This is a genomic window from Pseudomonas sp. GM74 (assembly GCF_000282455.1).
Taxonomy (GTDB): Bacteria; Pseudomonadota; Gammaproteobacteria; order Pseudomonadales; family Pseudomonadaceae; genus Aquipseudomonas.
Genome location: NZ_AKJG01000016.1, coordinates 1 through 22828, shown reverse-complemented (window position 1 = coordinate 22828; position 22828 = coordinate 1). Strand labels below are relative to the sequence as shown.

The following is a 22828-nucleotide window of genomic DNA, read 5'->3' as shown; positions in this document are numbered from 1 at the left end:
CCGGTTTCATTAGACCACTACAAGAGCAATTGGTGTTGCTGCTACTGACGGCAATTGTTACCTATCTCACCCGAGGGCAGATGAAAGCGGGTGTGGTCAACAGCCTCGAAAGTATTGCGACGAGAAGTGCCAAGCTTCGATCAGAGATTTCCAACAAGCCGTTCGCTGTATGGCTCACGAAAAACGAAAAACTACTTTTGGAGCATCCGGAGCTACAGATTAGGGGGGTCACTTCAGTTGAGAAGCTTGCGCGGGAAAATCAGATGCGTGAGTTTTACGCGAAGCAAGATACTGAATTCGTTTCAGCCGAAAATAAACGAAAGTCGGTAAAGACATTTGAGCCAAGGGGTTTAAGCAACCAGGAAATCCATAATTATCTCCAGAGCGCGGACGGGCAAAAATACATCGCTAAACTCGCATTGGCAGACCCTAAGGCATCATCTGCAAGTCTCTTAGAGAGAGCTTTTGGCCAAGTGGCATCAGGAAGTACTGTACCAGTTACCACTAGCATAAGAACGCCGCTTGTGAAGATCGTACCTGTGGGTGAAAAAGGCATTTCCGACTATTCACCATTTTTCACTACAATGGAAGAATTGAAGGCGGCAGCTAAGTCCGATAAAACTTTAGCGGATTCACTCGGTTTGCCGGTCATCAGCGAAAATGCCAGATATTCTATTTTTGAAATTAAGCCACTTGAGCCTACTGAAGTTTTCGTTAGCAAGGTCGCGCCAACGGTAGAATTTGGGGGTAGAATCACGAGAGCGGGAGAGGCGGCACAGTATCTGGTGCCTAATCGGCACGAGTGGTCTGCAGCAAAGCTCATTGGCGAAATCGACAATTAGGAACTAGCATGGATATTCTAGCGTTAAAACAGGCCGCAATCGAGTTGCGAAAACAACTGGAATTGTATAAAGAACAAGAATCGGCAGCCCTGGCTTTGTATGAACAAATGGAATATTTGATATCCGCAGCTGAGCGTGGTGAGATCAACACCCAAGTTGAAGCAAGGGATATACCAGGCCATCGCATCATGGATGAATCAAACCTTCGGAAATATCGCGAGCTTTCGGATGCTTACAGCAATTTTTATGTTGAACTTATCGAGGGGCGTGGCTCGGACACGCTTAAAATGATAGAAGAGATCATGAAAAAATCCAGACCGTAAAATAGCTACTTCTCGGTTAAACTTGCGCTGATATTCACCAAAAACCGAATTAATCGGTGATATGACAACAGCCCTACTGTTGAGCGGTCAGCAGTTTAGCTAATGGGTAACATTCCGGGCATCTGTAAGCGGCTGGCAAACCCACTTTGGCTGATTACGCTGGTTGCCACATGCGGCAGCAACTCGTCAATCTGATTCATCTTCTGCGTCGGCAGCCGCACCAGTACGTCTTACAAATAACCACAGCCGACGCACTAACGCTGCTCCTGCACGCCATTTGTGCGGCCATTGAAGAGGAGACTAAGTGGCTCTCTGAGAGTGAAGTGGGAGTACCGCCGCTAACGCGCCATGGAAACACTGGACACGAATGCTCTAGGCATCACGGACGCCATCATGCGACTACGGAGGTTGTAGGCATCATCTAACGCCCCGCGGCCCCTCCTTCATGAGCGAGTCCCATTGCAATGCGGGAAGAATCGGACTCTTTGAGGGTGGAATATTGCATCCATTTGACCTACAGGCGCCGCAGTGATGACCGACCGGGAACGGTCAAACGCTGACTGCTGCGAGGGACTAAAAACGCCCCATTGCTGCCTGTCGCGAAGGGCAGCTACCGGCCAAAAGCTGCCGGTCAACGTTCTCTGCTTAAAGCCCCCCTCGTTGGCGATCTCATCCGCATTATGTTTACCTCCCGACATGGGCAGGCCAACGTCACTTCACCTGCTCGATGTCACCGGGCTTCCAGCTCTTATCGATGGCGGGTTCCTTCGGGCCATAGAGTCGGATGATGGCGAAATAACCTTTGCCTGGCACAGTGGCGAGCCAGTTGGCTTTCTTGCCTTCGGGTGCTTTTGGTCCGAGGTAGAGGTCGGTGCTGCCGTCGGCGTTCTGCACCGGCTTGTCACGCGAACCGAGCGAGGGGAACGGCTGGCCGTTGTCGAGACCGGAAGCATTGGCGGCATCGTAAAGCGTCACCGACCAGAACAAGGCGGCAGGAATGTTGGCCGGCAGGCTCAGGTGATAGCTGGTGTCACCCGACAAGGGCGTGCCGCCGCTGTCGGTGAAACTGATCATATATTTGGCACCCTTGCCTGGGGTTTGGGACATCATTCCCGGGCTTATCGAGTAGTAGTTGGTGAACATCCAGATTCGAGTATCGAGGGCCAGGTACGGATATGCTCCGGCGACATTTTCCCAACTATCATTCTTCGACCCGCCCGGATTCGCGGGAGTACCGTCGGCGAAAGGATTAAGCCACTGACGGTCTGGATAGACTCTAAACGAGAGACCATTCGCCTTGTCTGAAAAGCCAATGACACGGCTCATTTCGTAGCCGGTCTTGGCGGACCGATCGAGGATCTCGCGTGTTCGCGCATCAGGATTGAACGGTTGCCCCTTGACGATGCCGATCGCCGCCAGCATGCCGAGCCAATCGGGACCGGCGAGGTTGGTGCCTTCACTGTCCACAAGCAGCTTGAGTTGATCGAAGGCATTGCCGTCGCTGCTCGGCAGCATGTTGACCGGGACGCCGGAGGCATCGGGGTATTTCATCGGTTTCGCCCCGGCCGCGCCGTTCAGTGGATATATCTTTGTCTGTTCAAGATGCGTAACCGCCGGCGTCAGATTCTTCGGATCTTTATAGAACCCGCGCAGAAAGACAAAGACATTGTTTGTGGCAGAGCGGTACACGTAATAGCCCTCCGGCACTGCGCCCTTGTAGCCGGGTGGCAAGAGGAGAAACTTGCCGCCCTTTCCCTCATCCGGTCCAAACAGGCCAACGTCACCGAAGAACTTGCCACCATCGACCGGGATGGGGCGCTGCCAGACATCCAGCAGGATGCCTTGCAACTCAGGCGGCGCTTCCATCACCAGCGGTCCATCCCTTCCCAGGTCGATGTAGCTCATCGCGTAAAGGACATCGGAGTTGGGGGTCGTCACCAGGGTCTTGGCGTCAAGTCTGCGCTTCCAGATCGGCAAGACGTTGTAGCCGGCGCCGAATGTCTTTTCCGAGCCCACCTGCATGCCGAGGGTGTTGATCAAAGGCAGCGCCCAGAGATACGTCTGCGTCGCCCGTTGAAAAAGCAGTTCGTCGCGTAGTATCTGCGCGGCCTCTTTCGTGGGTCGGCCTTGCGTGAACGGCAGGTCGGCGAGTTTATTGAAGTTGGCTTCCTGAGCGCAGGCCTGCGTTGCCAATTCGCTCATTACTAACGCGCCCACGAGCGCAGCGGCGATCAAGTTCTTTGGATTCATGGTTGCGTCCTCTGCCGTTTGATCACTTCACCGTCGCGATGGCCGGTGGCTGCCACGTGCCGTCGAGTATGGCTTTGTCGGCCCAATAGGCACGGATGTAGAGCGAGAATGGGCCGCTGGGGGCCGGCAGCCAATTACTTTCCTTGTCCTTGCCGGGCGTCCTGGCGCCGGCATAGAGCGTCAGCGACCCGTCCGGGTTGTATTTGAGATTCTTGTTCTTCGTGCCCAGCGAATTGCGCTTTAGCGCGTTGGGATGAAACAGGTGGACGTCGTTGTATAGCGTGAGCGACCAGAAGCCCTTGACCGGTGGCAGCTGGCCCTTGCCAAAGGTGACGGCATAGGTGTTGTTTCCGTTGAGTTGCTTGCCCTGGCTATCGTTGTCCGTGTAGATATATTTCGTCTCTTCCGGGCGGTTGTCGTACATGTTCGACTTGGCGGTGGCGGTCCGGTTGAGGTAGTCGGTTCCCCATTGGGCATTGTTCACGGGCGAATTCCAACCATTGCCGGCGGCACGACCGTTGTTGCTCCACCGCAGGAACGGCGAAATCATCTCGTGCTCAGCCGCGACAGCGGTTGCCTTGAGCGTCTGCATGATTTTCGGGTCCTTGGCGGCTGCGTCCAGCACACTGCCGATCCAGTTATAGAGGGCTTCCTCGCCTGGCAGCGGCGGCACGCTTTTCATCACCGCAGGTAGTTCGTCGAAAAAGGTTTGCGGGTTCACCCACGAGGCCTCCCCTTTGCCGGTGGTCTTCGGCGTGGGGAAATGCGGTAGCTTGCTCCAGTCCTTGGACTTCATCTTGCCGTCGAACTCCGACAACGGGTAGTAGACGATCTGGCTGATCACCGGCTGGACGGCTTTTTGGTCCTCAGCGCTGTCATCGATGAAGATACGCGGAACGACAAAGGCCAGCGACGTGGAGGAGCGCACCACTGCCGTAATGCCGGCTGGAGTTTCGCCCTTCCAGTTTGGGCCGACCATCATGTAGAAGCCGGGTTTGGTGCCATAGGCCTTACCGATCTCGGAGAATTCGTCGGTGCGCGCGTCATAGTGGGCGTAGACCCAGAAACGATCACCGAAATCCGGGACCTGGAAGACGATGGGCTCTTTGTCCAGCGTCATGAAGCCGGCGCCGTACGCGACATCCTGGTTAGGGCAAGCGATGAAGGTTTCGTCCGGGCTGATGTACCCGGTCAACATTGCGTTCCGGTTGAATGCGATCGGTATCACGCCGCCCATCAAGCCGGGCTCGGGGGCCTTCGAAAAAGCGTTGCCGCGGTTGGCCATGTTGACCAGCGGCCAGCCCCACAGGTAGGCCATGCGCCCCACCGATTGCACGTAGGCCGTGGTCATGGCGGTGCCGCTCGCCGGGCCGGGAACTTCGCTGGCGGTTGTAGGGATCGCCACCTGCTGCGCCTGAGCGTTACCCGCCAGCATCAGGAAGGCTGCCCCGACGCCCAGTAAAACGGTTAAACATCGACGATCAGTTTCCTTGACCCGATAATTTCCTCGGCTGGCAGCACAAGATTCAGTCGACATGTTCAACCTCCAAACTCCGTGAATACGTGAATGGATGCCGAAAGACATGCGGAAAAGAAGGGGTCAAACGTTGTGGCGACTGGACCCCTGCGACAGCACCGCGGCGGCACGCCGATTGATTGTAGCAGCCTGGAATCAGACAGCTTTGGCTATTCGGCCAGCGCTCCACGGGTGCAGCCGCTACCGTTCGCCTCGGGCCTGCCTATGGCTAAACTGCCTCCCATTCGTTGACTGACTGCTATCTGCGCTCTCGCTCAAGACTCCGACGGGCAGCTGTGGGTCGGATACAGCCCTTGGTGACAGGCAGAGATCGGACAGAAGCAGTCACTCAGCGCGACAATGGCGTGACGATCTGGATCAATACTCAGGTTGAAGCTATACCGAAAGGGTTCAGGGTGGGGATGGACCACACGCTCGATTAACGACTGAGGAGAACTTCGCGGTGTCGAATCAGCTGGTCATACGCAACATGACCCGTCCCGAGCTGGACGAGCTCGTCGATTGGGCTGCCCGTGAGGGCTGGAATCCCGGCCTTCACGATGCCGAACTGTTCTGGGCTACGGACCCTGCCGCCTTCATCGCGGCGTACCAGGGCGGTGAATTGATCGGCGGCGGTGCCATCACCTCCTACGATGGAGAATTCGGTTTCATGGGCTTTTTCATCGTCCGGCCTGAATATCGCGGTCAGGGGCTGGGCAATACCCTCTGGCACGCACGTCGCGAGCGGCTCCTCGCCCGCCTGCGCCCGGGCGCGAGCATCGGCATGGACGGCGTCTTCGCGATGCAGGACTACTACGCCAAGGGTGGTTTCGTCTTCTCCCATCGCAACATGCGTTTTCGTGCCAGTCTCACCGCCCGCCCGACGACCTCCCAGGTAGACGGTCAGGACATCGTCCCGTTGGCCTCCGTTCCGTTCGATCAGGTTGTCGATTACGACCGCACCTGCTTCCCCGCCCCGCGCGCAAGCTTCCTGAGCGGGTGGATAGCCCAGGCCGACGCACTCGCCGTGGGTTGCCGGCGCGAGGGCAGGCTAAGCGGCTATGGCGTAGTAAGGCGCTGCCGGGAAGGCTACAAGATCGGCCCCTTGTTCGCCGATGACGCCTTGGCAGCCAATGCCCTCTACGCTCGCCTGGCGGAATTTGCCGAGGGTGGCCCGCTGTTTCTCGATGCCCCGCAGAATAACCCCGCCGCGATGGCGCTCGTGCGCCAACAGGGCATGATCGAGGTGTTCGGCTGCGCACGCATGTACCTCGGCCCTCCTCCGGCGATCGCGCACGAACGTGTGTTCGGCGTCACGACCTTCGAGCTGGGCTGATGTCCGCTCGCGACCTCATCGGTTACGGCGGCTGCCCACCCCACCCGCGATGGCCCGGTGAGGCGCGCGTCGCGGTCCAGTTCGTACTCAACATCGAAGAAGGCGCGGAGTCATGCATCCTCAATGGCGATGCACAGTCGGAGGCCTGGCTGCACGAGCTGCCGGGGCGCCCTGCGCGTGTGGGGGAACCGGACTTGAGCGTCGAGGGCATGTACGAATACGGATCGCGCGCAGGTGTGTGGCGCATTCTGGAGCTGTTCAGCGCCCGAGGCCTGCCGCTAACCGCCTTCGCCGTCGGCCGGGCACTGGAACTCACCCCGGCGATCGGCCATGCGCTCTGCGCTGCCGGGCATGAGGTTGCCGGGCATGGCTACCGTTGGCTGGACTATCGCGACATGCCTGAAGACCAGGAACGGCGCCATATCCGCCTCACCCTCGACGTGATCGAGCAGATCTGCGGTAAACGCCCCACAGGCTGGTACACAGGAAGGGTCAGCCAGAACACCCGCCGCCTGTTGCGTGAGGAAGGCGGGTTGCTCTATAGCTCGGACGCCTACAACGATGATCTGCCCTATTGGCTCCCGGGTTCGCCCGCCCACCTGGTGATCCCTTACACACTGGTCAACAACGACGCCCGCTATCTGCTGCCGAACGGTTTCGCCTGCGGTGAAGACTTCTTCAGGCTGCTCAAGGACGCTTTCGACCTGCTGTGGCAGGAGGGCGCGCAACACCCGAAGATGATGAGCGTCGGCCTGCATGGGCGGATCAGTGGCCATCCTGGTCGTGCGATGGCGCTGGCGCGCTTTCTCGATTACGTGCAAGGCCACGACGCGGTGTGGATCTGCCGCCGCGAAGAGATTGCCAGGCACTGGATCGCCCGATTCCCCGCCTGAGTGGCTGTGGACTCCACCTGAATTCGGCACACTCGCCCGAGCGCCGACCCTGGCCGCGCTCGAGGCGTCATCGCAGACTATTCTTGATCTGGGTAACCGACCGGTCGCACCGAAGGAGGTCACTCGTTTATGCACTGTGTCCTTTTCGAAATCCGCCGCGGTTCGATCGGATGCATGAAGGCAAATCGATCCGCGCGGTCATGGAGTTCCGATGAACTACCGGACTGGGGCACGGCCCCAGGCACTTTTGTCTGACACCCTGAAACGGAGACGCCAGCATGAGCACCTTGCAACTTCACCCTGCACTGGACAATGGTATCCAGCCCGCCGCCGCGAATTTCACAGGTGGCACTCTGCAATGCCTGTGTGCGACCGACAAGGTCGAGATCAGGATCGACGCACAAACTCTGCATAACCACGCGTGCGGCTGCAGCAAATGCTGGAAACCACAAAACGCGACATTCGCCGTCATCGCCGTGGTGCCTCGAGACAAGGTCAGCGTCATTGCCCACGGCGAAAAACTGGCGATTGTCGACGAAACCGCCACTATCCAGCGCCACGCCTGCAAACAGTGTCACGCCCATCTCTTTGGGCGCATCGAAAACAAGGACCATGCGTTTTATGGCCTGGACTTCGTCCACACCGAGCTTTCGCCACAGAGCGGATGGGCTGCGCCGGGATTCGCGGCGTTCGTGTCCTCCATCATCGAAACCGGCACACCGCCAGCGCAAATGAAGGCTATCCGCGAGCGCCTGCGCTCGATCGGCCTGGAGCCCTATGACTGCCTGTCCCCGGACTTGATGGACGCACTGGCGACTCATGTCGCCAAACAGAAAGGCCTGCTCCCCGCCGCCTGATTGATCGGTCGCCGCGGTTTCTTTTCCGGACCGCGGCTCCGATTCACCTTTGATGTTGTGCGCCCCCACATAATTAACCGGGGGGGGCTGCAGGCACGCTCGGGTGATCGTAAAAAGGCTCCCGGTAAACTGGGCAACAGGACTTATGCCGCTGCCGAGGCTGCGCCGGGTACCTACGTGCACCTGCGCTGAACCTGCAGTCATCGGGGGATGTTTGCCAATTAGCTACGACTGGCTGCTATGGGTTGTGGTTTCAGTCCTTCGTGACAAGCAGCAAACGGCCAAAGCTGTTACCCAATCAGTTCGTAGTTGAAATGCTCTGGGTCAGGTCGATTAGTACCGATAGGTTGCCTGTACTGAAAATCCATTCGCACTATTTTCGTATTTGGCACTGTATTGCGGTTGAAGACCGGAGTTGTTCGACTGTTTTACTGAGACTTTGGAGTCCCAGAGATAACCATAAGCAAAGTCTATCGTCAGATCGGAATTCGGAGAGTAAGCGCCTCCCAGGGTCACGGCCTGGCGATTCCCAACCGGTATGCGCACGCTGCGATCGGCATTTCTGATGGGCGACGGATCATAGGCGTAGCCTGCGCGCAGCAGCCATTGTTGGTTCATTTGATAGGATGCGCCAACTGCGGTGGCCCAAGTGTCACGCCAGTTCATTTCTTCGGTCACACTTCCCAGGCCAGCCGCCTGGCCCAAGGGGGAAAGACCGCTGTTGACCGCCTCTACCTTCTTGATCCGGCTCCAGCGTTTCCAGGTGGTCCCCAGGTATCCCGTCCAGCGACTATTGAAATGATGGGTGATAGACGTATCCACGGATTCGGGCATAGTGAGGTCTATCTTGTTGTCATACTTTCCGTCCAGCGGGATGACGCTCGGGGAGCCGGAAACCTCAGTATGCCCTTCAAGTTCATAGTCCACCTTCGAGTGATAGTTAATCCCCCAACGGGTAGCCTCGGTAAAGTCAACCAGGATGCCGACGTTGTACCCAAGCGCGGTGTCATCGCCTTTGATGGTGACCAGTGTGTCCTGGCCATTGTTCAGGGCGCCGGTGGCCAGGTAGTTCTGAAGCTTTGCATTGAAACGGTTTATGGTCGGTCCGCCACCAATGGACACGTAGTCATTGATCCGATAGGCAATGGTAGGCTGCAGGGTGATCTCCTTGGTCGTACTATAGGAACCATGGTAGCGGCCCTGAAAACTGCTCTCGTAGTCATTGATCAGGCCACTCGGAGCATAGAGACCCAGGCCAATCGAAAAACGATCATCAAGCGGCGTCGACATATATGCGAAGGGCACAACCCCCAACGGTACCGAGTCCCCTTTATTCGTTCCCGTGGCACTGCTCTGCGCATCACTGATGTCATCGCTCACAGAGACGACCGCGGCTCCGCCGGAAATCTCGCTACGCTTCAATTTGGTTAAGCCCGCCGGGTTGCCAAAGATGGTGCTGGCGTCCAGCGCGGAAGACGATCTTCCCGCATAGGCAGTTCCCGCGCTGCTTGCACTTTGTTCGTTCAAGGCAATGCCATTGGCCCCCGCGCTCGTGGAAGCACTGAGTATTGCCGCGGCACCTGCGAACTTTATCCAGGAAGACACTTCTCGCACAGCTGAGTGACACGGGGTTGCACGGTTGCTCAGTTTCATTTCCTACCTCGTATTGTTGTTATTGATTGGTGCGCAGGCAAAGCTTCGCCTTCCGGTGCACTTGGCAGTGCCGGTTGGAGTTGATCGAAGTTGTGAAAGGCCCTGGCTGACTACTACCAGGGCTGAGGTGCCGAACTTATGCAGTCAGGATCATTTGAGCCACTCCACCTGAAAGCTATAGCGACCAAGAAGGAGGGCCAGGGACTCTTGATTTCTCCCGGCCCGGATGCACGCGACTAATCCACGTTGTTCATGCGCAATGACCTCGACCTCGATGTCCTTCAGACACATGCGTTCCACTTCCTGGCGAACTACTCGGGTCACCTCGCGCTGCTGCAAGGCAGGCTTGAAAATCTTGCCAACCGCCGTCAACGGCAGTGCTTCGAGGATATCGATCCGCTTGGGAATGGCCGCCCGCTCACTGATGTGGCGCTGAGCAAACTGCTCAAGTTCTTCAACACTGCAGACGTGACCTGGTCGCAGCTGCACGTAGGCGACCGGCACTTCACCCGAATAGGCATCCGGGCTGCCGATGGCAGCCGCTAACGCCACCGCTGGATGGGCTTGCAGAGCCTCCTCGATTTGCTTGGGATCGATATTGTGGCCGCCGCGGATGATCAGCTCCTTTTTGCGCCCGGTCAGCCAGAAGTAGCCATTTTCATCCTGGCGACCCAGATCGCCCGTGTTCAGCCAGCGCTGACCATTGATGTTGATCCACAGGCCCCGGCTATGGCTTTCTTCAACGTAACCCTCGAACAGGTTGGGACCTGTAATGGTGATCAGCCCAATTTCGTCGGTGTCGGCGTCGCGCAAATACTCTCCAGCGTCATCGAGCATGACTGCGCGCATGTCCTGGTAGGCAATCCGTATGCCGATGGAGCCGATGTAGCGCTCGCCATGGGGTGGATTAACCGAAGAAACGCATGCGCCTTCCGTGAGTCCGTAGCCTTCGAGTATCTTCACTCCGGTCCGACTTTCGAACTCCCGAAAAAGCTCAACCGGCATCGGCGCGGCACCACACATGGCATAACGAAGGCTGGACAGGTCACGGCCTTCCAGCTCGTTTTGCAACAATGCGGAATAGACGGTAGGAACGCCGGAGAAGAAGTTGATGCCGAAGTGCTCAACCATCTCCCAGAATCGTGGGATCACACCCTCGCCGCGATAACCTTGCGGCGTTCCGAGGATGACATGATCACCTTGGGTCCAAGGCATCAGGCCTGTCACCAGCTGTGCATTTACGTGGAATAGTGGCAGCCCGCAAAAAATGACCTGACCACTCCCATGTGGTTGCATGTGCGTGGCCATGGCCCACGCGTTGAAGACCTCCGCCCCATGGGTACGCATCGCTATCTTGGGCAGCCCGGTGGTACCACCGGTGCAGAAGTAAGAGGAACGATCCTCAGGGCGCAATGTCCGGTTGCTTTTCAGGTGCGTGGCCGGCTGAGCATCCATCAACGTCCGTAATTCGTGAATCGTAGCCCCCCTGTGCAACTCACGTTCTTTCTCTGCAAGGGATTCAAGCGATTGGCACTGAGCTACATCAACATAGGGTCCCATGCCAACCCAAACGACGTGCTTGATTTCGGGAAGTTGATCCAGCTGCGAGGCCAGCTTGGGCCACAAGTCGCTGCCCGGCGTCGGTGCGAGCGTTACTACCACGCTGGCCTTGGCGGCCCGTAGCAAGGCAGCCATCTGTTTGGCCTCTTGCAGCGGATTGACCGCCATGACGACACCGGCCGCTTCACCCCCCCAGATAGTGAAGTGGGTTTCCGGCAGGTTGGGCAGGATGAAGGCCAGCACTTCACCCGGGGTAATGCCCAGGTCGTGGAAAGCATTCGCCGCGCGAGTGATATCTTCGACGAGTTCGGCATAGCTCCAGTGGTGTGTGTTCCTGAAGCAGCTAGCGTCGGCGAAGAAACTCAGTGCGGGCGCATTGGGAGAAAGCTCGGCTGTACGCATCAGTGCTTCATAGGTGCTGCCAGCCAAGCCACGCTCCGATAACGGAACCTGCTCGATACTTTCAATGTCGTTCAGAGATCGCACCATCATCTTCAGGCTTCCTCTACGACTCGGTTGCGTTGCACACCCAGGTCAATCACGCCATCCGCACTGCGAATGTGCGCTTCGACGACGTCTCCTGGCTTGAGATACTGCGTCCGCCCTTCCTGTGCTTTGAGGAAAAGCTTCCACTTGGTGGCTTCTGGCATAAGGGCCGCAATGCGCTGTTTGGCCGGCGAAGGGATGGTCAGCGCGCATCCCGCAGGAGTACCGGTGGCGATCAGGTCGCCGGGGGCAAGATCTTGAACGGCGGATAGTTCGGTCAGGGTTTCAGCGGGGCCATACACCAGGTTGGCCGTGCTGTCGCTTTGTCGCACTTCACCATTGACCGTCAAGCGCAACTGCAATGCTTTCAGGTAATGCATGTCCTGGGCATCCAGAAGGCACAGATAAGGACCGACCGGGCCAAATGTACGGAAGCTCTTGCCCTTGTAGAACTGCATCTGCGGGATCTGAATGTCGCGTGCCGAATAATCATTAACGATGACCACGCCGGCAATGAACTCGTGCAGGTTGGCATCGTTGACGGTTACTGCGCCGCTGATTACGCGTTTCATCACCAGCCCGAGTTCGATCTCATAGTCAAGGAAACGGACGTTGCGCGGTTTGATAAGGACGCTGTCTGCGGCCACCAGGCAACTGGTCGCCTTGGTAAACATCATGTTGTATTTCTTCGCATCCGGGTCCATGCCCGACTCGATCATGTGCTGTCGGTAGTTGGCCCCTTGACAGACGAACTGTTGATTGCGGGTCACCGGCGACAGCAGTTTCACTTGGTGCGCCTCCAACTGAGTACCATTGAGTTGAGCGAGGTCATCGATACTGTTGTGGCTGATGAAGTCACCCGTGGTCTCAAAAGTACCCGGGACAATCGTGATACGGTCTTGGCGTAGCACGCCCCAGTGGATACCGTTCTCAAACTCAAAGCGAACTACGTGTACAGCAGACATTGAAGGTACTCCTGGAGCAGCGTTTGTCCCGCGTTCGATGGCGCGAGAACTGTGGTGTTGTTCTGAGGGTTGGCTGGCGACGCTGTAGATCAACGAGCCGCCGGCGATCAAGGCACCGGCTTTGAGCACGTCTCGCCGGCCATATCGTGTAGCGTTGCCCGACATGGCGGCCGCTCTACCCGAACATCCGCATCAGCGTGATCAACTTGCGAATCGTTAAGTCCGGGCTGCGCCGCAGGTTACGGATCAGGGTTCGTACGTTGCCGACGCTCATCCTGGGTTTTGTAAAACTCTTGGGCATACGCTGCCCCCACTGCGCCATAGCCTCGGGACTCACGGGATGGATGCCCACGGGATGTATGGCGGTAAAGATATCCCCGTCGCAGTAGTGCTCGTGCTTATCACCCCAAGGGTCTTGCCAGTAATCGAAGATCTGACTGCCCAGGATGTGCCGACCGATTCCCCATGAGTGCTCCCAACCCCGCTCTCGCAGGACCCGTTGCCCCATGCCCACCGCGTCTGCGTCGACAACTTCATAGGCGCTATGGCTGTAGGTAGCCATGAACCCCTGCGCGATCGCAAGCGTATGGTGATCTGCCGGCCTGTCACCGAGATCAAGGCGCATGAAAGCGACGATGGGGGTTCCGTCGGGGAGTACCTGTACATCGCTGGGAATGAACCCGAAATGCTGGGTGTACCAGGCACAGGTCGCCTGATAGTCGGCCACTTCAATGACGATGTGACCCAGTTTTAGCACTTCAGGCGGTGCAATCGGTGGGCGCTGTGTGGCGTTGATTCGCGGCTGTTCTTGCGCCAGATTCCAAGGCAGTGGGGCCCTGTGTTCCAGGGTTTCACTGAGCGTCTGGTCGCACACTGCCTCGACGATAAAGCCGGAAGGATCGGTCAGTCTGACGTAATGGCCGCCGCCAGGATGTGTCGATGTCTCGATCAATGACACACCTGGAATTTGCGTCAGCCTTTTCAGATCATTGAGCGATTGGACTGCCAGCCCGAACCCGACAAAGCATGCATTTTCTGCACGGTGGACACGGTAACAATAGGGAGCCGGTTCAGTGCCGCGCAGATAGAGCGTTTCGGCGTTCTGATGACTGACGGTCAGGCCGAAGTCTGTCAGGAAATGCGCCGCCTCCTTCAAGTCTGGCCTTTGAAAGATCAGGTGAGTCAGGCCTTGGGCTTTAACCGTCGGTTGCGGATGCCGGACAGGCTGTTGTGTTGCCAACCGGGGCATTTGATTTTTGTTATTCATTGTTCTTGTTTTCCAGTTTTCAGGGCAAAGCGATCCCCGAACCCCTGAAAATTACAGGGGTGTTTTTTGTTGAGTCGGTTACCGCGCTCAGTCGAGAGGAGGAAGTACCGGCAACTCTCTGGTTGCCAGCGCTCTTGCCTCCTCAAGAGGCACACCCAATGCCCGCAGCACGAGTTCCGCGGTGTCAGATCCTGATTCGCGCCACGTCCTGTGCCCTTCCAGCACCAGAAAAATCGAGCCCAGGACGCTGCTCGATATCAGCGTCAGTACTGAGAGCAATTGCTCCTGCTGAAACTGGTAGCGCCCGTTGGAAAGCCCGTTCAGAAGATCCGTAGTCGCTTGGCTGCTAAACATTTCGCGCAACGAAGAATTGCTCATGGCGAACTTATGGATGAATGCGCCCCACTGGGAGTCCTCGTGCGCTCGACGAATGAAAAATCGAATGCCATTGGCAAGCCGCTGAGCCGGATCGGAGAGGGAATTGAAGCTCTTGTTGACGCGCTCATGCATCTCCCTCGCAAGATGGCCAGCGACTGCCTCAAACAGGCTTTCCATGCTGTCGATGTTGCTATAGACCGTTCCGCGCGCCACTCCGGCCTCTTGTGCGAGGTCGAGAATGTTCACTTGTGAGGTACCTCTTTCAGCGAACAGGCGAAAGGCGGCTTGATGAATGCGGCGCTGTGTTGGATTTAGGGATTCCACGGTTCTCTCTCCAGGATTACCTCATGGCTAGATTGAACACTCGTGTTCAGTATACGTCAACAACGTTTTTTGAATTGAGTACGTCAGATTCAATGAAACCCGTTATAAACCCGAAAATATGAAGGTTAAATTGATATGGCAGGATCGATTGAGGGCGCCGCACATCGACATAAATGAACACGTATGTTCATTTACGTATCTTATTCGTGGCTCGCCTTCTCGGCAGGCCATCAAGCTGGCCCTGCCAAGCAATGGATTGGCCGGGCTTAGCCGGCCGCGGATGACATCCGGACTAGGGTAGCGGCTTACCGGCGATTCTCCTGGCTTTGGCAGGTGTTACGCCCAGAGCCTTGAGAATCATCTCGGCGACCCGCTGGTCGTGTTCCACCACTGCACGCTCTTCGACAACCGAGCGCATGGCTCCGGTTGTGCACGATACGACCATGTCCAGGGCGACCCCCTCGTCCTCATAGGCGAAAGTCCCCGCGCGCAGACCTTCACGCAGGTCGCCCAGCACATGAGCAGCCAGGCGCGAGCGCATGGCCTGATCGGAATAGATGATGCGCAGCAGTGCGTTGGCCCATTGATGGTCGTACGCGGCCCGGCATACGAACATGCGCACACCAATCGAAAGCCGCTGTGCACCGCAGTGCACGTCCGAACTCAGGGCGGAAATGGCATCGGAGAACTCACTTGCCATGGCGATTCCAACCGCCTCGAGTACTTCGTCGCGCGTTCGAAAATAGTTGTAGATGGTGCCGTTGGATACCGCTGCTTCCTCGGCTACCTCGAGCAGCGCGATCTCCCCCACCTCCTTGCGTGCGACAAGACGCAAGGCCGCGTCCACCAGGCCACGGCGAGTGCGCTCACGCTTCTTGTGACCTCGAGTGAGAGGCTCTTGCGTAGTTGCTTCTGAAGGATCAGTGGAGGAAGGCATCTTCAGGCTCTTAATCGAGGGGGCTCGTTGATGGTAATGGAAATGCTGTCAGGAGTGGCGTCTTCGCTAACCAGCAGGTCCCTGCAGCCCCGAAGAAGACTGCCTGCATCGAAGCCAGGGGCGTGGTGCATGATGATACGGTCGGGACGAACCGCGACGAGCGTTCCTTTGGCAGCCAGCGGCAGGATGTCATGGTTCATGTCTTCAATGAAGTCACAACTGCCGCCGGAGCGTTGCCCGCGTGTTCTGATCTCCAGGAAGTGGCCGCCCATTTTTTCCCAGGAAACGATCTGGTCAGTGGTTAGCAGCGACAACGGATCAACACCGAATCCAACCAGGGTCAGGTTGTCTCCAAGCGCATCGTCGCTCAGTTTGATCTGCTTTTGCATGTTGCGAACCCAGGCTTGGGGAAACAGGCTGCCACGTACCAGCTTGTCGCCCCGACGATGCTGCACGAACAGGCCGTGCCTGAAGGTGTTCTTCGGTTTGATGTCCAACTGCTCGAAGTACCTTCTGGTAGCGGAAGTCAACGCCAGCATGCGCATCAAGCCGTGGATGAAAAAAGCTGCGATCCTGTTCTTGGGCATCACCAGACGGCCCATGAGTTTCGCTAGATCGATCATCGCCTGGGCATGAGGGCGGCGCTCTTCGTCATAGGTATCGAGTATTGCAGGCGCGGCATGGCCGCGAAGGACCCAGGCCAGTTTCCAGGCCAGGTTGGCGCCATCTCGAAGTCCCGCTACGAGGCCTTGCCCGACAAAAGGAGGGGTGATGTGCGCCGCATCGCCGGCGAGGAAGATACGTCCCTTGCTGAATCTGTTGCAGCAGCGCGCGTGGAATCGATACACCGCCTTGCGCTCGATTTCCAGCTCCTGCGGGTTGATCCATGGCGCGATTAACCGGGCTATGCTTTCCGGGCTTTCCAGCTCTTCCCGGGATTCACCTGGTTGCAGCATGAACTCCCAGCGCTCCCTTCCACCGGGTGCGGGCATGTGCGGCGTTGGACGTCGTGGATCACAGATAAATTCGATGTGATCAATGGCAGACTCATGCCGGTTCCTGGCATCGACAATCAGCCAGTCCTCTGCATAGGTTTGTCCTTCGAACTCCTGGCCAATCAGTGCCCTGACCCTGGAGCTTGCGCCATCCGCACCGATCACATACTGGGCGCAAACGGAATGCGAGTGTCCATTTTGATCCCGTACGGTGGCAACCACGCAATCCGACTCCTCGACCAGATTCTCCAGTTCGAAACCGCCCAGACTGGTCACTGACTTCAGCCGGGAAATCTGGCCGCGCATCGCGCGTTCGAGGTCGGGTTGATAGAACGTCACAAGCTTGGGATGGCCATCGATACAGCCTTCAGTATTGGCTCGACCGAATTGCCCGAGGACCGGAGAGTGCATCTTCACTTCAGGAATAACGATCTTCTCAAAGGCGTCTTCCGACAATCCGGCGAGTTGCAGGATGCGCAGGGCTTCGTTGTCCAAAGCAATGGCACGAGGCATCAGTACGATTTCATGGAGCTTGTCCACCACCAGGGTCGTCACCCCATAGCGGCCGAGCAGCGCCGCGATTGTCGCCCCTACCGGACCGTTGCCGACGACCAGCACATCGACAGCGGTGGGAAGCAGTTCGGTACCTTTCTTGTTGTTGTTCATCTCGAGCCCTTGTTGTGATTGAAGTCGTGAGGCGCGCAGGTCTCATCGTCAGGCAAGGCCAAGGTATGTAAAATTGAGACAAATTTCAATATTGATGTTTTTGTCATTATTTTTTCTGGATCATGACCGCACCGTGATGAGGCCATGTGAGCTATGCGGGAGGCCAGTTTGCGACCGGTGAGGCTTGGCTTCCGAGTCGATCAGCGTTGTTATTGGAGTGACCAAGGATGCCTTGCTTGATGCCGTGTGGGGGTATCGGTTCGTCAGCGATTCGGTGCTTGAGACAGCCATCAGCGACCTGCGCAAGGTGCTAGCCCCGCTATATCGAGACTGTGTCGAGACGCGGCTATCGCTTCATCGCCGCGCCCTCCCCTGCACCTTCTATGCCGCCTGCACCCGCGACGGTGCCGCCGGCCGGCGCGCATCCGCCACCGCCATTCATCGGTCGTACCGACGAGATTTCAAGACTGCAACGGGCGTGGGAGCGGGCGGATGGCGGCCAGCGTGCCGTGGTCTGGCGCGCTGGAGAACCGGGGATCGGCAAGACCACGTTAATCGGAAATTTCCTCGCCAGCCTTGGCGGCATCACCTGCGCACGCGACCCTTGCGTGGAGCACTACGGCACCGGCGAACCGTACCTGCCGGTGCTGGTTGCTGGCCTGACGCCTGTGCATGATGCCCTGCAACCAGGCATCACTCCCTGTTCAGCACATCGATGATAGGGCAAGCGGCCCCGCCGGCACCTGCATCGCACTCCTGCACCAGTGCGCCCAGTACCTGCCGCAGTGCGGCAAGGTCAGTCATCTTTTGCTCGATCAGGGCCAGCTTGTGCACGGCCAGTGCCCGCGTCTCGCGACAAGCGCAGGCCGCATCAAGTGTCAGCAGTGTGCCCACCTCATCCAGCGTGAATCCCAGCGCCTGCGCCCTCTTGATGAAGCGCAGCCGTTTGACCTGCTCCGGTAGATAGCATCGATAACCGCTGAGCGGCTTTGGCGGCTCATCCAGCAAGCCGCGTCGCTGGTAATAGCGAATAGTCTCGATGTTCACCCCGGCAGCTTGCGCAAACTTGCCGATTCTCAGCCCTGTCGTCATCACACGCCCCTTGATTCTGTACTCAGGTACGGAGTGTAAAGTGACCCTAGGTTAGATCAGTTCAATGGAGAAAACGATGGCTCGGGCTCCAGCGCAAACCGTCAGGCTCGACGTTCAGAACATGACCTGTCCGGCATGTCCGATCGCGGTCAAGCGTCCACTGGAGCAGTTATCCCTCCACCGTTCACAAGTGAGGCAACCATGAGCGCCGTCATCCTCGAATCCGTGTTGACCTGCCCGCATTGCGGTTTCGCCAAGCGTGAAGCGATGCCCACCGATGCCTGTCAGTTTTTCTACGAATGTGGCAGTTGCAAGACCCTGCTACGCCCGGCCCCCGGTGACTGCTGTGTGTTCTGTTCGTTTGGCACGGTGAAGTGCCCGCCGATTCAGAAGCAACGCGGATGCTGTGGTACGGGCTTGTTCTAGGTTCATTCGGTTTATCGGACGCCCCTGACGCGCCTCAAACCGTGGTTATGGGAGGTCAGTGTCATGTGGAATCACTCTCTGGTGCTCGTGGTGATCTACCTGACTATCACCCTCAGCATCGGCTGGTTGTATACCATTGCGCTCCTGTATTGGCTTTGATCCGATTGGTGACGATCGGTCAGTGCACATTTGGTAGCGCTTTCGGCAGGTAGCTTTGTTCCGATCACAGTCGTTTGCATCCCTTCGCGACGATCGGCCCCCTGACCGGAAGTGGCTACCTGGAAACTCAACCGCGCACCAGGTAGGCCCCTGACGGAACCCGATATCGCAGCTTCTTGCATTTGCCGGGTGCAGGCTGATGCCCCGGCGGACGATCAGGAAACCAGATTCGGCATTTACCCGGAGGCGGCATATGGCCGAGGGGAATCTCAACCTCAGCGTACGCCCGCTGAGGCTCGACACTAGCCATTTGCATTGTTCCCTCGGCCCCGGCTCTACCAGCCGCCGGCGCATCCGAAACCCGATCTGTCTCTGCGCCAGCGAAGTTGCCAGCGTCGCGCCCAGTGTCCGGAGTGGATTGCTCAACAACCGCCATTTCCGCTTCGCGACGCCTTTGGGCCTCCTCTTGCAGCCCCTTCTGTACTGCGACCAGGTCCTCTTTTGCATTGGGTGGGGTACCCGAAGACTGGGCCTGCTGCGCCGCCTGGATCAGTTGGAAGTTGCGGTTGCGTAACGCGACGTTGCGACCAACCCGCAAATTCGAGCGCGCCGCCAGGGTTTCAGCCTGCTGGTACTGCCCCTGCTGAAGACGCAATACGCCGAGGTAATGCAGCGTCGCGGGATTGTTAGGCTGGATATGCAGGGCACGCTCCAGCGTGGCAGCGGCCTGATCCAGTTGGCCATTTTCATACTGCCGCGAGGCGGTTTCGATCAGGGTGGTTGATGCGCTGTTACTTTGCGCGGGCGCTCTTCGCTCGGCGGCAACCGAACAAAGCGACGCGACGGCGCAGAACGCCAGGATGAGTCCCGACAGAAAACTCTTGGTTGGCATCAGGGGGACGAACTCGGCTGATCTCGGACGGCACGGAAGTAAAACAGGCCAAAGCGCTGCTCGACATCTGTGATACGGGGCCCCAATTGACCTGGGCAGTCCCCTGAAGTTCCCACTGCAAAGGCCACCGCGGCCAGGACTGTACCGCCAACAGACCCCATCGCGGACTTGTTCGCGATGGGGTCTGCAACCGCGTAGCAATGTGTGGCCAGCAGCAAAATCATCAGGTCGTCAGGATAAAGTCCGTCTGATCGATACCTGCACTGTTAACACCGACAAGGCGAATAGTGTCCACTCCGATCCCGATCACCGTGTCCGCCCCGTCAGCCGCAATGCTCACGTTGGCAGCGAACGTCTCGCTGCTGATCCCCAGCCCCGAGATATTGAGCAAGTCCTGTCCTCCCGCCGGATCGATATCGAAGCCCTGGATCGAGTCGTTGCCGAAGCCTGCCGCAGCAAACATGAAGGTATCGTTGCCGAAGCCGCCGTTGAGCGTGTCGTTGCCCAGTCCACCGAAGAACAGATCGTCACCCGCACCGCCGATCAGAGTGTCGTTGGCCTGGCCGCCCAGCATCCTGTGGTTTACCGCCGCCGCATCGTAGGCCAGTTCACTGCCGCTGCCCTCGGCGTTCGCCTGCAAACCCGCGGCCGCGTATTGGCCATTCATGGCAACCTGCGCCACATGCGCACCGTCACTCACGCTCAGCATGCCGCCGGTGCCTGTGTCATTCGCTGAATAGGTGATCTGCGTGTTGGCGCCGAACGCAACATCGCCAAAGTCCAGCTTGTCACCTGCGGCAAAACCGCTGACGCTGCCACTGAACGCCGCCGACACATCGAGCTTGAGCGTGCCTGCCGCGCCGCTGTCGAACGTCACATGCTGATCGGAGGCAGCACCGAACTCCAGTATCGCCGAACCGCTGATAGTCGCGCTTCCCGCGCCACTGGCATCTGCGTGGACGGTGATGTTGCCATCGTTCGCCCACAGGCTACCGCTGTTGATGAGCGCACTTTCAATCACCAACCCGCCGCTGCCGTTGGCTTGCAGCACACCTGTGTTGGTGATGGAGCTGCTGCCGGTATCGATCACCAACGCATTGACGCCGCTGGCAAGGATCAGGCCCGAGTTGACCAGCATCATCTGCCCCGCGCCCAACTGGCCGGCACCCGAGATGGTGTTGTCGGCATTGGTGAGCACCGTGTCCGCACTGCCACCAAAGATCACGTTCTGCGCGCTGTCGGACAGCACCACTTGCCCGCCACCGCTCAACGTCGCTCCACGGAACAGAATCTCGAGATCGGTCCCGCTGCCGGTGGAGCCGAGCGCTATGGTGCCGCTGTTGTCGATGCTGCCACCGAACGGCATGATCGCGCCGTCGGCAATGGTGAGGGTGCCCGTATTGGTCGTGACCGGGTCCACATCGAACAGTAAGTTGGCCGCGCCCAACGCCGCCGCATCCACGCCGTTGACCGTGATCGTCTGGTCGGCGCTGATGCTGAGCACGGCATTGCCGTTCGCGTCATTGGCGATACTCACATCCGCAACATCGTTGACGCCCGTGAAGCCGATCAAGTCGATCTTGTCCGCCGCCGCATCGAAGCTGTAAATGACGTTGTTGCCGATCGGCCGGGCGAACACGAAGGTGTCGGCACCGGACGAGCCGGTCAGGTTGTCGTCGGTGGACAAGGCGAAGATCGGCGCGCCTGGGGCATAGATTTCGACGTTGTTGAACACGTAGGCGCTTGAGGTGCTGCCGTCGCTGTTGCTCCAGTACATGTTGACATCGAGCACCAACGCACCGGCGAATTCGCTTGGAGTTGTCACAGTCAATGCGCCGGGATCGCTGGTCTGCACGGTCCAGGTGCCGTCGCCGTTGTCTGTTCCTGCGTTGAACACCCACCCCGAAGGAACACCGCTGATAGTCACCGTCACGGGGCCGCTAATATCGGCCAGTGGAACGTTGAGGGCCAGATTGACGGGTTCGCCGGCAACGCCTGCCGGAAGGTTTGCACTGCTCCCGGCCGCACCAGGATTACCCGCCAGGTCGGTGTAGCTGTTCGCGGCAACGTCGACTTTTATGCTACCGCCCAGCGTTCTGGTCAGCGTTGCCGTGTAGGTATCGCCGTCAACCTGGGTAAAGTTACTGAAGGTTCCGCGTGGCGTTCCGCTCGTTGTCGTCATTGCTACATCAGACAGGTTGAAACCGCTCACCGTCTCACTGAACTGGAATGTGACCGTCGACGTTGAATCTATCGAACTCCCTAAGGCAGTCCCTGTCACTATCACCGTTGGCTGCACGGTATCTACCGGCGTCTCAACGACGTTCTGCACGTTCACCGTAATCGTCTGCGTGTCGATTCCGCCATTGCCGTCGGACACCTGAACGTCCACAACGTAGGCGTTGTCGCCGTCAGTACCACCGACATCCTGGGCATTCTCGTAATCGGGCGCTGAGTTGAACGTCAGTACCCCGCTCGAACTGATCGAGAACTTGCTGAAGTCCGTCCCGGCCGTATTCAGGAGCGAGTAGCTCAGCGTCTGCGCCGGCATATCGGCATCGGTCGCCACCACCGTCGTAACCGCCGTGGTGTTCTCCGCCACATTGACCGAAGCCGTCGCACCACCACCGTTGGAGGTGATCACCGGGGAGTTGTCGTTGACTCCCGTCACGGTTACCGCGATCGCCTGGTCGTCAAACAGCGTGCCGTCCGACGCCCGCACAATCAGGTCATAAACGTTGTTCGTTCCCGAATCAGTCGGTGCTTCAAAGTTGGGTGCAGAGATAAAGCTCAGCACGCCTGTGCCTGAAACGATCGAGAACTTCGCGGCATCCGCTCCGCCGACGATGCTGTAGCCCAGCGTTTGTGCCGGCAGATCAACATCGGTCGCCGCCACTGTCGAGACCCCCGTGGTGTTCTCCGCCACGTTGATCGAAGCCGTCGCACCGCCACCGTTGGAAGTGATCGTCGGTGAGTCGTTGCTGCCGGCGATATGCACGGTGACCGAAGTG

Annotated in this window: 19 protein-coding genes and 3 pseudogenes; 10 read left to right on the top strand and 12 right to left on the bottom strand. The window is 58.1% G+C overall.

Going from position 1 to position 22828, the window contains the following annotated elements; all coding sequences use genetic code 11:
• The 3 genes and pseudogenes from PMI34_RS29180 to PMI34_RS29175 all read left to right on the top strand — a co-directional run.
• Positions 1–842, top strand: a pseudogene (locus PMI34_RS29180) (DUF6861 domain-containing protein); the annotation flags it as partial.
• A gap of 8 nt (positions 843–850) precedes the next feature.
• The gene (locus PMI34_RS23000) at positions 851–1165 is read left to right on the top strand and encodes a hypothetical protein (RefSeq protein WP_008046906.1); all 315 of its coding nucleotides are present in this window, start codon (positions 851–853) and stop codon (positions 1163–1165) included.
• A 170-nt stretch (positions 1166–1335) separates the two neighbouring features.
• Positions 1336–1579: pseudogene (locus PMI34_RS29175) on the top strand (hypothetical protein).
• Positions 1580–1876: 297 nt separating this feature from the next.
• Here the strand turns inward: PMI34_RS29175 and PMI34_RS23005 are convergent.
• Together PMI34_RS23005 and PMI34_RS23010 are read right to left on the bottom strand one after the other, a co-directional pair.
• Positions 1877–3415: a DUF1254 domain-containing protein gene (locus PMI34_RS23005; RefSeq protein WP_008046904.1), complete on the bottom strand. Its 1539-nt coding sequence runs from the start codon at positions 3413–3415 to the stop codon at positions 1877–1879.
• 22 nt (positions 3416–3437) lie between these two features.
• Positions 3438–4952: a DUF1254 domain-containing protein gene (locus PMI34_RS23010; protein ID WP_008046903.1), complete on the bottom strand. Its 1515-nt coding sequence runs from the start codon at positions 4950–4952 to the stop codon at positions 3438–3440.
• A gap of 231 nt (positions 4953–5183) precedes the next feature.
• Here PMI34_RS23010 and PMI34_RS29640 point away from each other — a divergent pair, with 231 nt between their 5' ends.
• From PMI34_RS29640 to PMI34_RS29170, 5 genes and pseudogenes are all read left to right on the top strand, one after another.
• Positions 5184–5252: a two-component regulator propeller domain-containing protein gene (locus tag PMI34_RS29640; RefSeq protein WP_157222704.1), complete on the top strand. Its 69-nt coding sequence runs from the start codon at positions 5184–5186 to the stop codon at positions 5250–5252.
• A 142-nt stretch (positions 5253–5394) separates the two neighbouring features.
• Entirely contained in the window at positions 5395–6267 is an 873-nt protein-coding gene (locus PMI34_RS23015) for a GNAT family N-acetyltransferase (protein ID WP_008046902.1), read from the top strand.
• On the top strand, positions 6267–7160 hold the full coding sequence (locus tag PMI34_RS23020) for a polysaccharide deacetylase family protein (protein WP_008046901.1): 894 nt from the start codon (positions 6267–6269) through the stop codon (positions 7158–7160). Before PMI34_RS23015 ends, PMI34_RS23020 begins: the two co-directional genes overlap by 1 nt.
• 278 nt (positions 7161–7438) lie before the next feature.
• Positions 7439–8017 carry an S-(hydroxymethyl)glutathione synthase gene (gene gfa / locus PMI34_RS23025; protein ID WP_008046900.1) on the top strand — a complete coding sequence of 193 codons (579 nt, stop codon included), beginning with the start codon at positions 7439–7441 and terminating at the stop codon, positions 8015–8017.
• 96 nt (positions 8018–8113) lie between these two features.
• Positions 8114–8209, top strand: a pseudogene (locus PMI34_RS29170) (hypothetical protein); the annotation flags it as partial.
• Between the two features lie 141 nt (positions 8210–8350).
• Here PMI34_RS29170 and PMI34_RS23030 read toward each other — a convergent pair.
• The 7 genes from PMI34_RS23030 to mhpA all read right to left on the bottom strand — a co-directional run bounded on the left by PMI34_RS23030 (position 8351) and on the right by mhpA (position 17248).
• Positions 8351–9670, bottom strand: a complete 1320-nt coding sequence (locus PMI34_RS23030; protein WP_008046899.1) for an outer membrane protein transport protein — start codon at positions 9668–9670, stop codon at positions 8351–8353.
• Between the two features lie 150 nt (positions 9671–9820).
• Complete coding sequence (locus tag PMI34_RS23035; RefSeq protein ID WP_008046898.1) at positions 9821–11722, bottom strand: acyl-CoA synthetase; 1902 nt, start codon at positions 11720–11722, stop codon at positions 9821–9823.
• Positions 11723–11724: 2 nt separating this feature from the next.
• The gene (locus tag PMI34_RS23040; protein WP_008046897.1) at positions 11725–12681 is read right to left on the bottom strand and encodes a fumarylacetoacetate hydrolase family protein; all 957 of its coding nucleotides are present in this window, start codon (positions 12679–12681) and stop codon (positions 11725–11727) included.
• Between the two features lie 175 nt (positions 12682–12856).
• Entirely contained in the window at positions 12857–13948 is a 1092-nt protein-coding gene (locus PMI34_RS23045; RefSeq protein ID WP_032829390.1) for a VOC family protein, read from the bottom strand.
• An 87-nt stretch (positions 13949–14035) separates the two neighbouring features.
• Positions 14036–14650, bottom strand: coding sequence for a TetR/AcrR family transcriptional regulator (locus PMI34_RS23050; protein ID WP_008046895.1), 615 nt, complete (start codon positions 14648–14650; stop codon positions 14036–14038).
• Positions 14651–14942: 292 nt separating this feature from the next.
• Positions 14943–15587 (bottom strand): TetR/AcrR family transcriptional regulator, encoded by a 645-nt coding sequence (locus PMI34_RS23055; RefSeq protein ID WP_008046894.1) that lies wholly within the window; start codon positions 15585–15587, stop codon positions 14943–14945.
• Positions 15588–15589: 2 nt separating this feature from the next.
• Positions 15590–17248, bottom strand: a complete 1659-nt coding sequence (gene mhpA / locus PMI34_RS23060) for a bifunctional 3-(3-hydroxy-phenyl)propionate/3-hydroxycinnamic acid hydroxylase MhpA (protein WP_008046893.1) — start codon at positions 17246–17248, stop codon at positions 15590–15592.
• Between the two features lie 383 nt (positions 17249–17631).
• On the opposite strand from mhpA, the gene PMI34_RS29160 reads away from it, so the two are divergent.
• Entirely contained in the window at positions 17632–17967 is a 336-nt protein-coding gene (locus PMI34_RS29160; protein WP_238538758.1) for an AAA family ATPase, read from the top strand.
• Here the strand turns inward: PMI34_RS29160 and merR are convergent.
• On the bottom strand, positions 17942–18340 hold the full coding sequence (merR, locus tag PMI34_RS23065; RefSeq protein ID WP_008046892.1) for an Hg(II)-responsive transcriptional regulator: 399 nt from the start codon (positions 18338–18340) through the stop codon (positions 17942–17944). The genes PMI34_RS29160 and merR overlap by 26 nt on opposite strands.
• A 201-nt stretch (positions 18341–18541) precedes the next feature.
• Between merR and PMI34_RS23070 the strand changes: the two genes are divergently transcribed.
• Positions 18542–18766 carry a GDCCVxC domain-containing (seleno)protein gene (locus tag PMI34_RS23070; RefSeq protein WP_008046890.1) on the top strand — a complete coding sequence of 75 codons (225 nt, stop codon included), beginning with the start codon at positions 18542–18544 and terminating at the stop codon, positions 18764–18766.
• 286 nt (positions 18767–19052) lie between these two features.
• Here PMI34_RS23070 and PMI34_RS0127045 read toward each other — a convergent pair whose 3' ends face one another.
• On the bottom strand, positions 19053–19817 hold the full coding sequence (locus PMI34_RS0127045; protein ID WP_032829388.1) for a tetratricopeptide repeat protein: 765 nt from the start codon (positions 19815–19817) through the stop codon (positions 19053–19055).
• A 223-nt stretch (positions 19818–20040) separates the two neighbouring features.
• Positions 20041–22828: beta strand repeat-containing protein (locus PMI34_RS23075; protein ID WP_008046887.1), on the bottom strand; the 2788-nt coding region annotated here is incomplete at its 5' end.

Excerpts from the sequence above, each read along its gene's own strand:
- PMI34_RS23000 (WP_008046906.1), top strand. The coding sequence starts at position 851 with ATGGATATTCTAGCGTTAAAACAGGCCGCAATCGAGTTGCGAAAACAA.
- PMI34_RS23005 (WP_008046904.1), bottom strand. The coding sequence starts at position 3,415 with ATGAATCCAAAGAACTTGATCGCCGCTGCGCTCGTGGGCGCGTTAGTA.
- PMI34_RS23010 (WP_008046903.1), bottom strand. The coding sequence starts at position 4,952 with ATGTCGACTGAATCTTGTGCTGCCAGCCGAGGAAATTATCGGGTCAAG.
- PMI34_RS23020 (WP_008046901.1), top strand. The coding sequence starts at position 6,267 with ATGTCCGCTCGCGACCTCATCGGTTACGGCGGCTGCCCACCCCACCCG.
- gfa (WP_008046900.1), top strand. The coding sequence starts at position 7,439 with ATGAGCACCTTGCAACTTCACCCTGCACTGGACAATGGTATCCAGCCC.
- PMI34_RS23030 (WP_008046899.1), bottom strand. The coding sequence starts at position 9,670 with ATGAAACTGAGCAACCGTGCAACCCCGTGTCACTCAGCTGTGCGAGAA.
- PMI34_RS23035 (WP_008046898.1), bottom strand. The coding sequence starts at position 11,722 with ATGATGGTGCGATCTCTGAACGACATTGAAAGTATCGAGCAGGTTCCG.
- PMI34_RS23040 (WP_008046897.1), bottom strand. The coding sequence starts at position 12,681 with ATGTCTGCTGTACACGTAGTTCGCTTTGAGTTTGAGAACGGTATCCAC.
- PMI34_RS23045 (WP_032829390.1), bottom strand. The coding sequence starts at position 13,948 with ATGAATAACAAAAATCAAATGCCCCGGTTGGCAACACAACAGCCTGTC.
- PMI34_RS23055 (WP_008046894.1), bottom strand. The coding sequence starts at position 15,587 with ATGCCTTCCTCCACTGATCCTTCAGAAGCAACTACGCAAGAGCCTCTC.
- mhpA (WP_008046893.1), bottom strand. The coding sequence starts at position 17,248 with ATGAACAACAACAAGAAAGGTACCGAACTGCTTCCCACCGCTGTCGAT.
- PMI34_RS29160 (WP_238538758.1), top strand. The coding sequence starts at position 17,632 with ATGCCGCCTGCACCCGCGACGGTGCCGCCGGCCGGCGCGCATCCGCCA.
- merR (WP_008046892.1), bottom strand. The coding sequence starts at position 18,340 with ATGACGACAGGGCTGAGAATCGGCAAGTTTGCGCAAGCTGCCGGGGTG.
- PMI34_RS23070 (WP_008046890.1), top strand. The coding sequence starts at position 18,542 with ATGAGCGCCGTCATCCTCGAATCCGTGTTGACCTGCCCGCATTGCGGT.
- PMI34_RS0127045 (WP_032829388.1), bottom strand. The coding sequence starts at position 19,817 with ATGCCAACCAAGAGTTTTCTGTCGGGACTCATCCTGGCGTTCTGCGCC.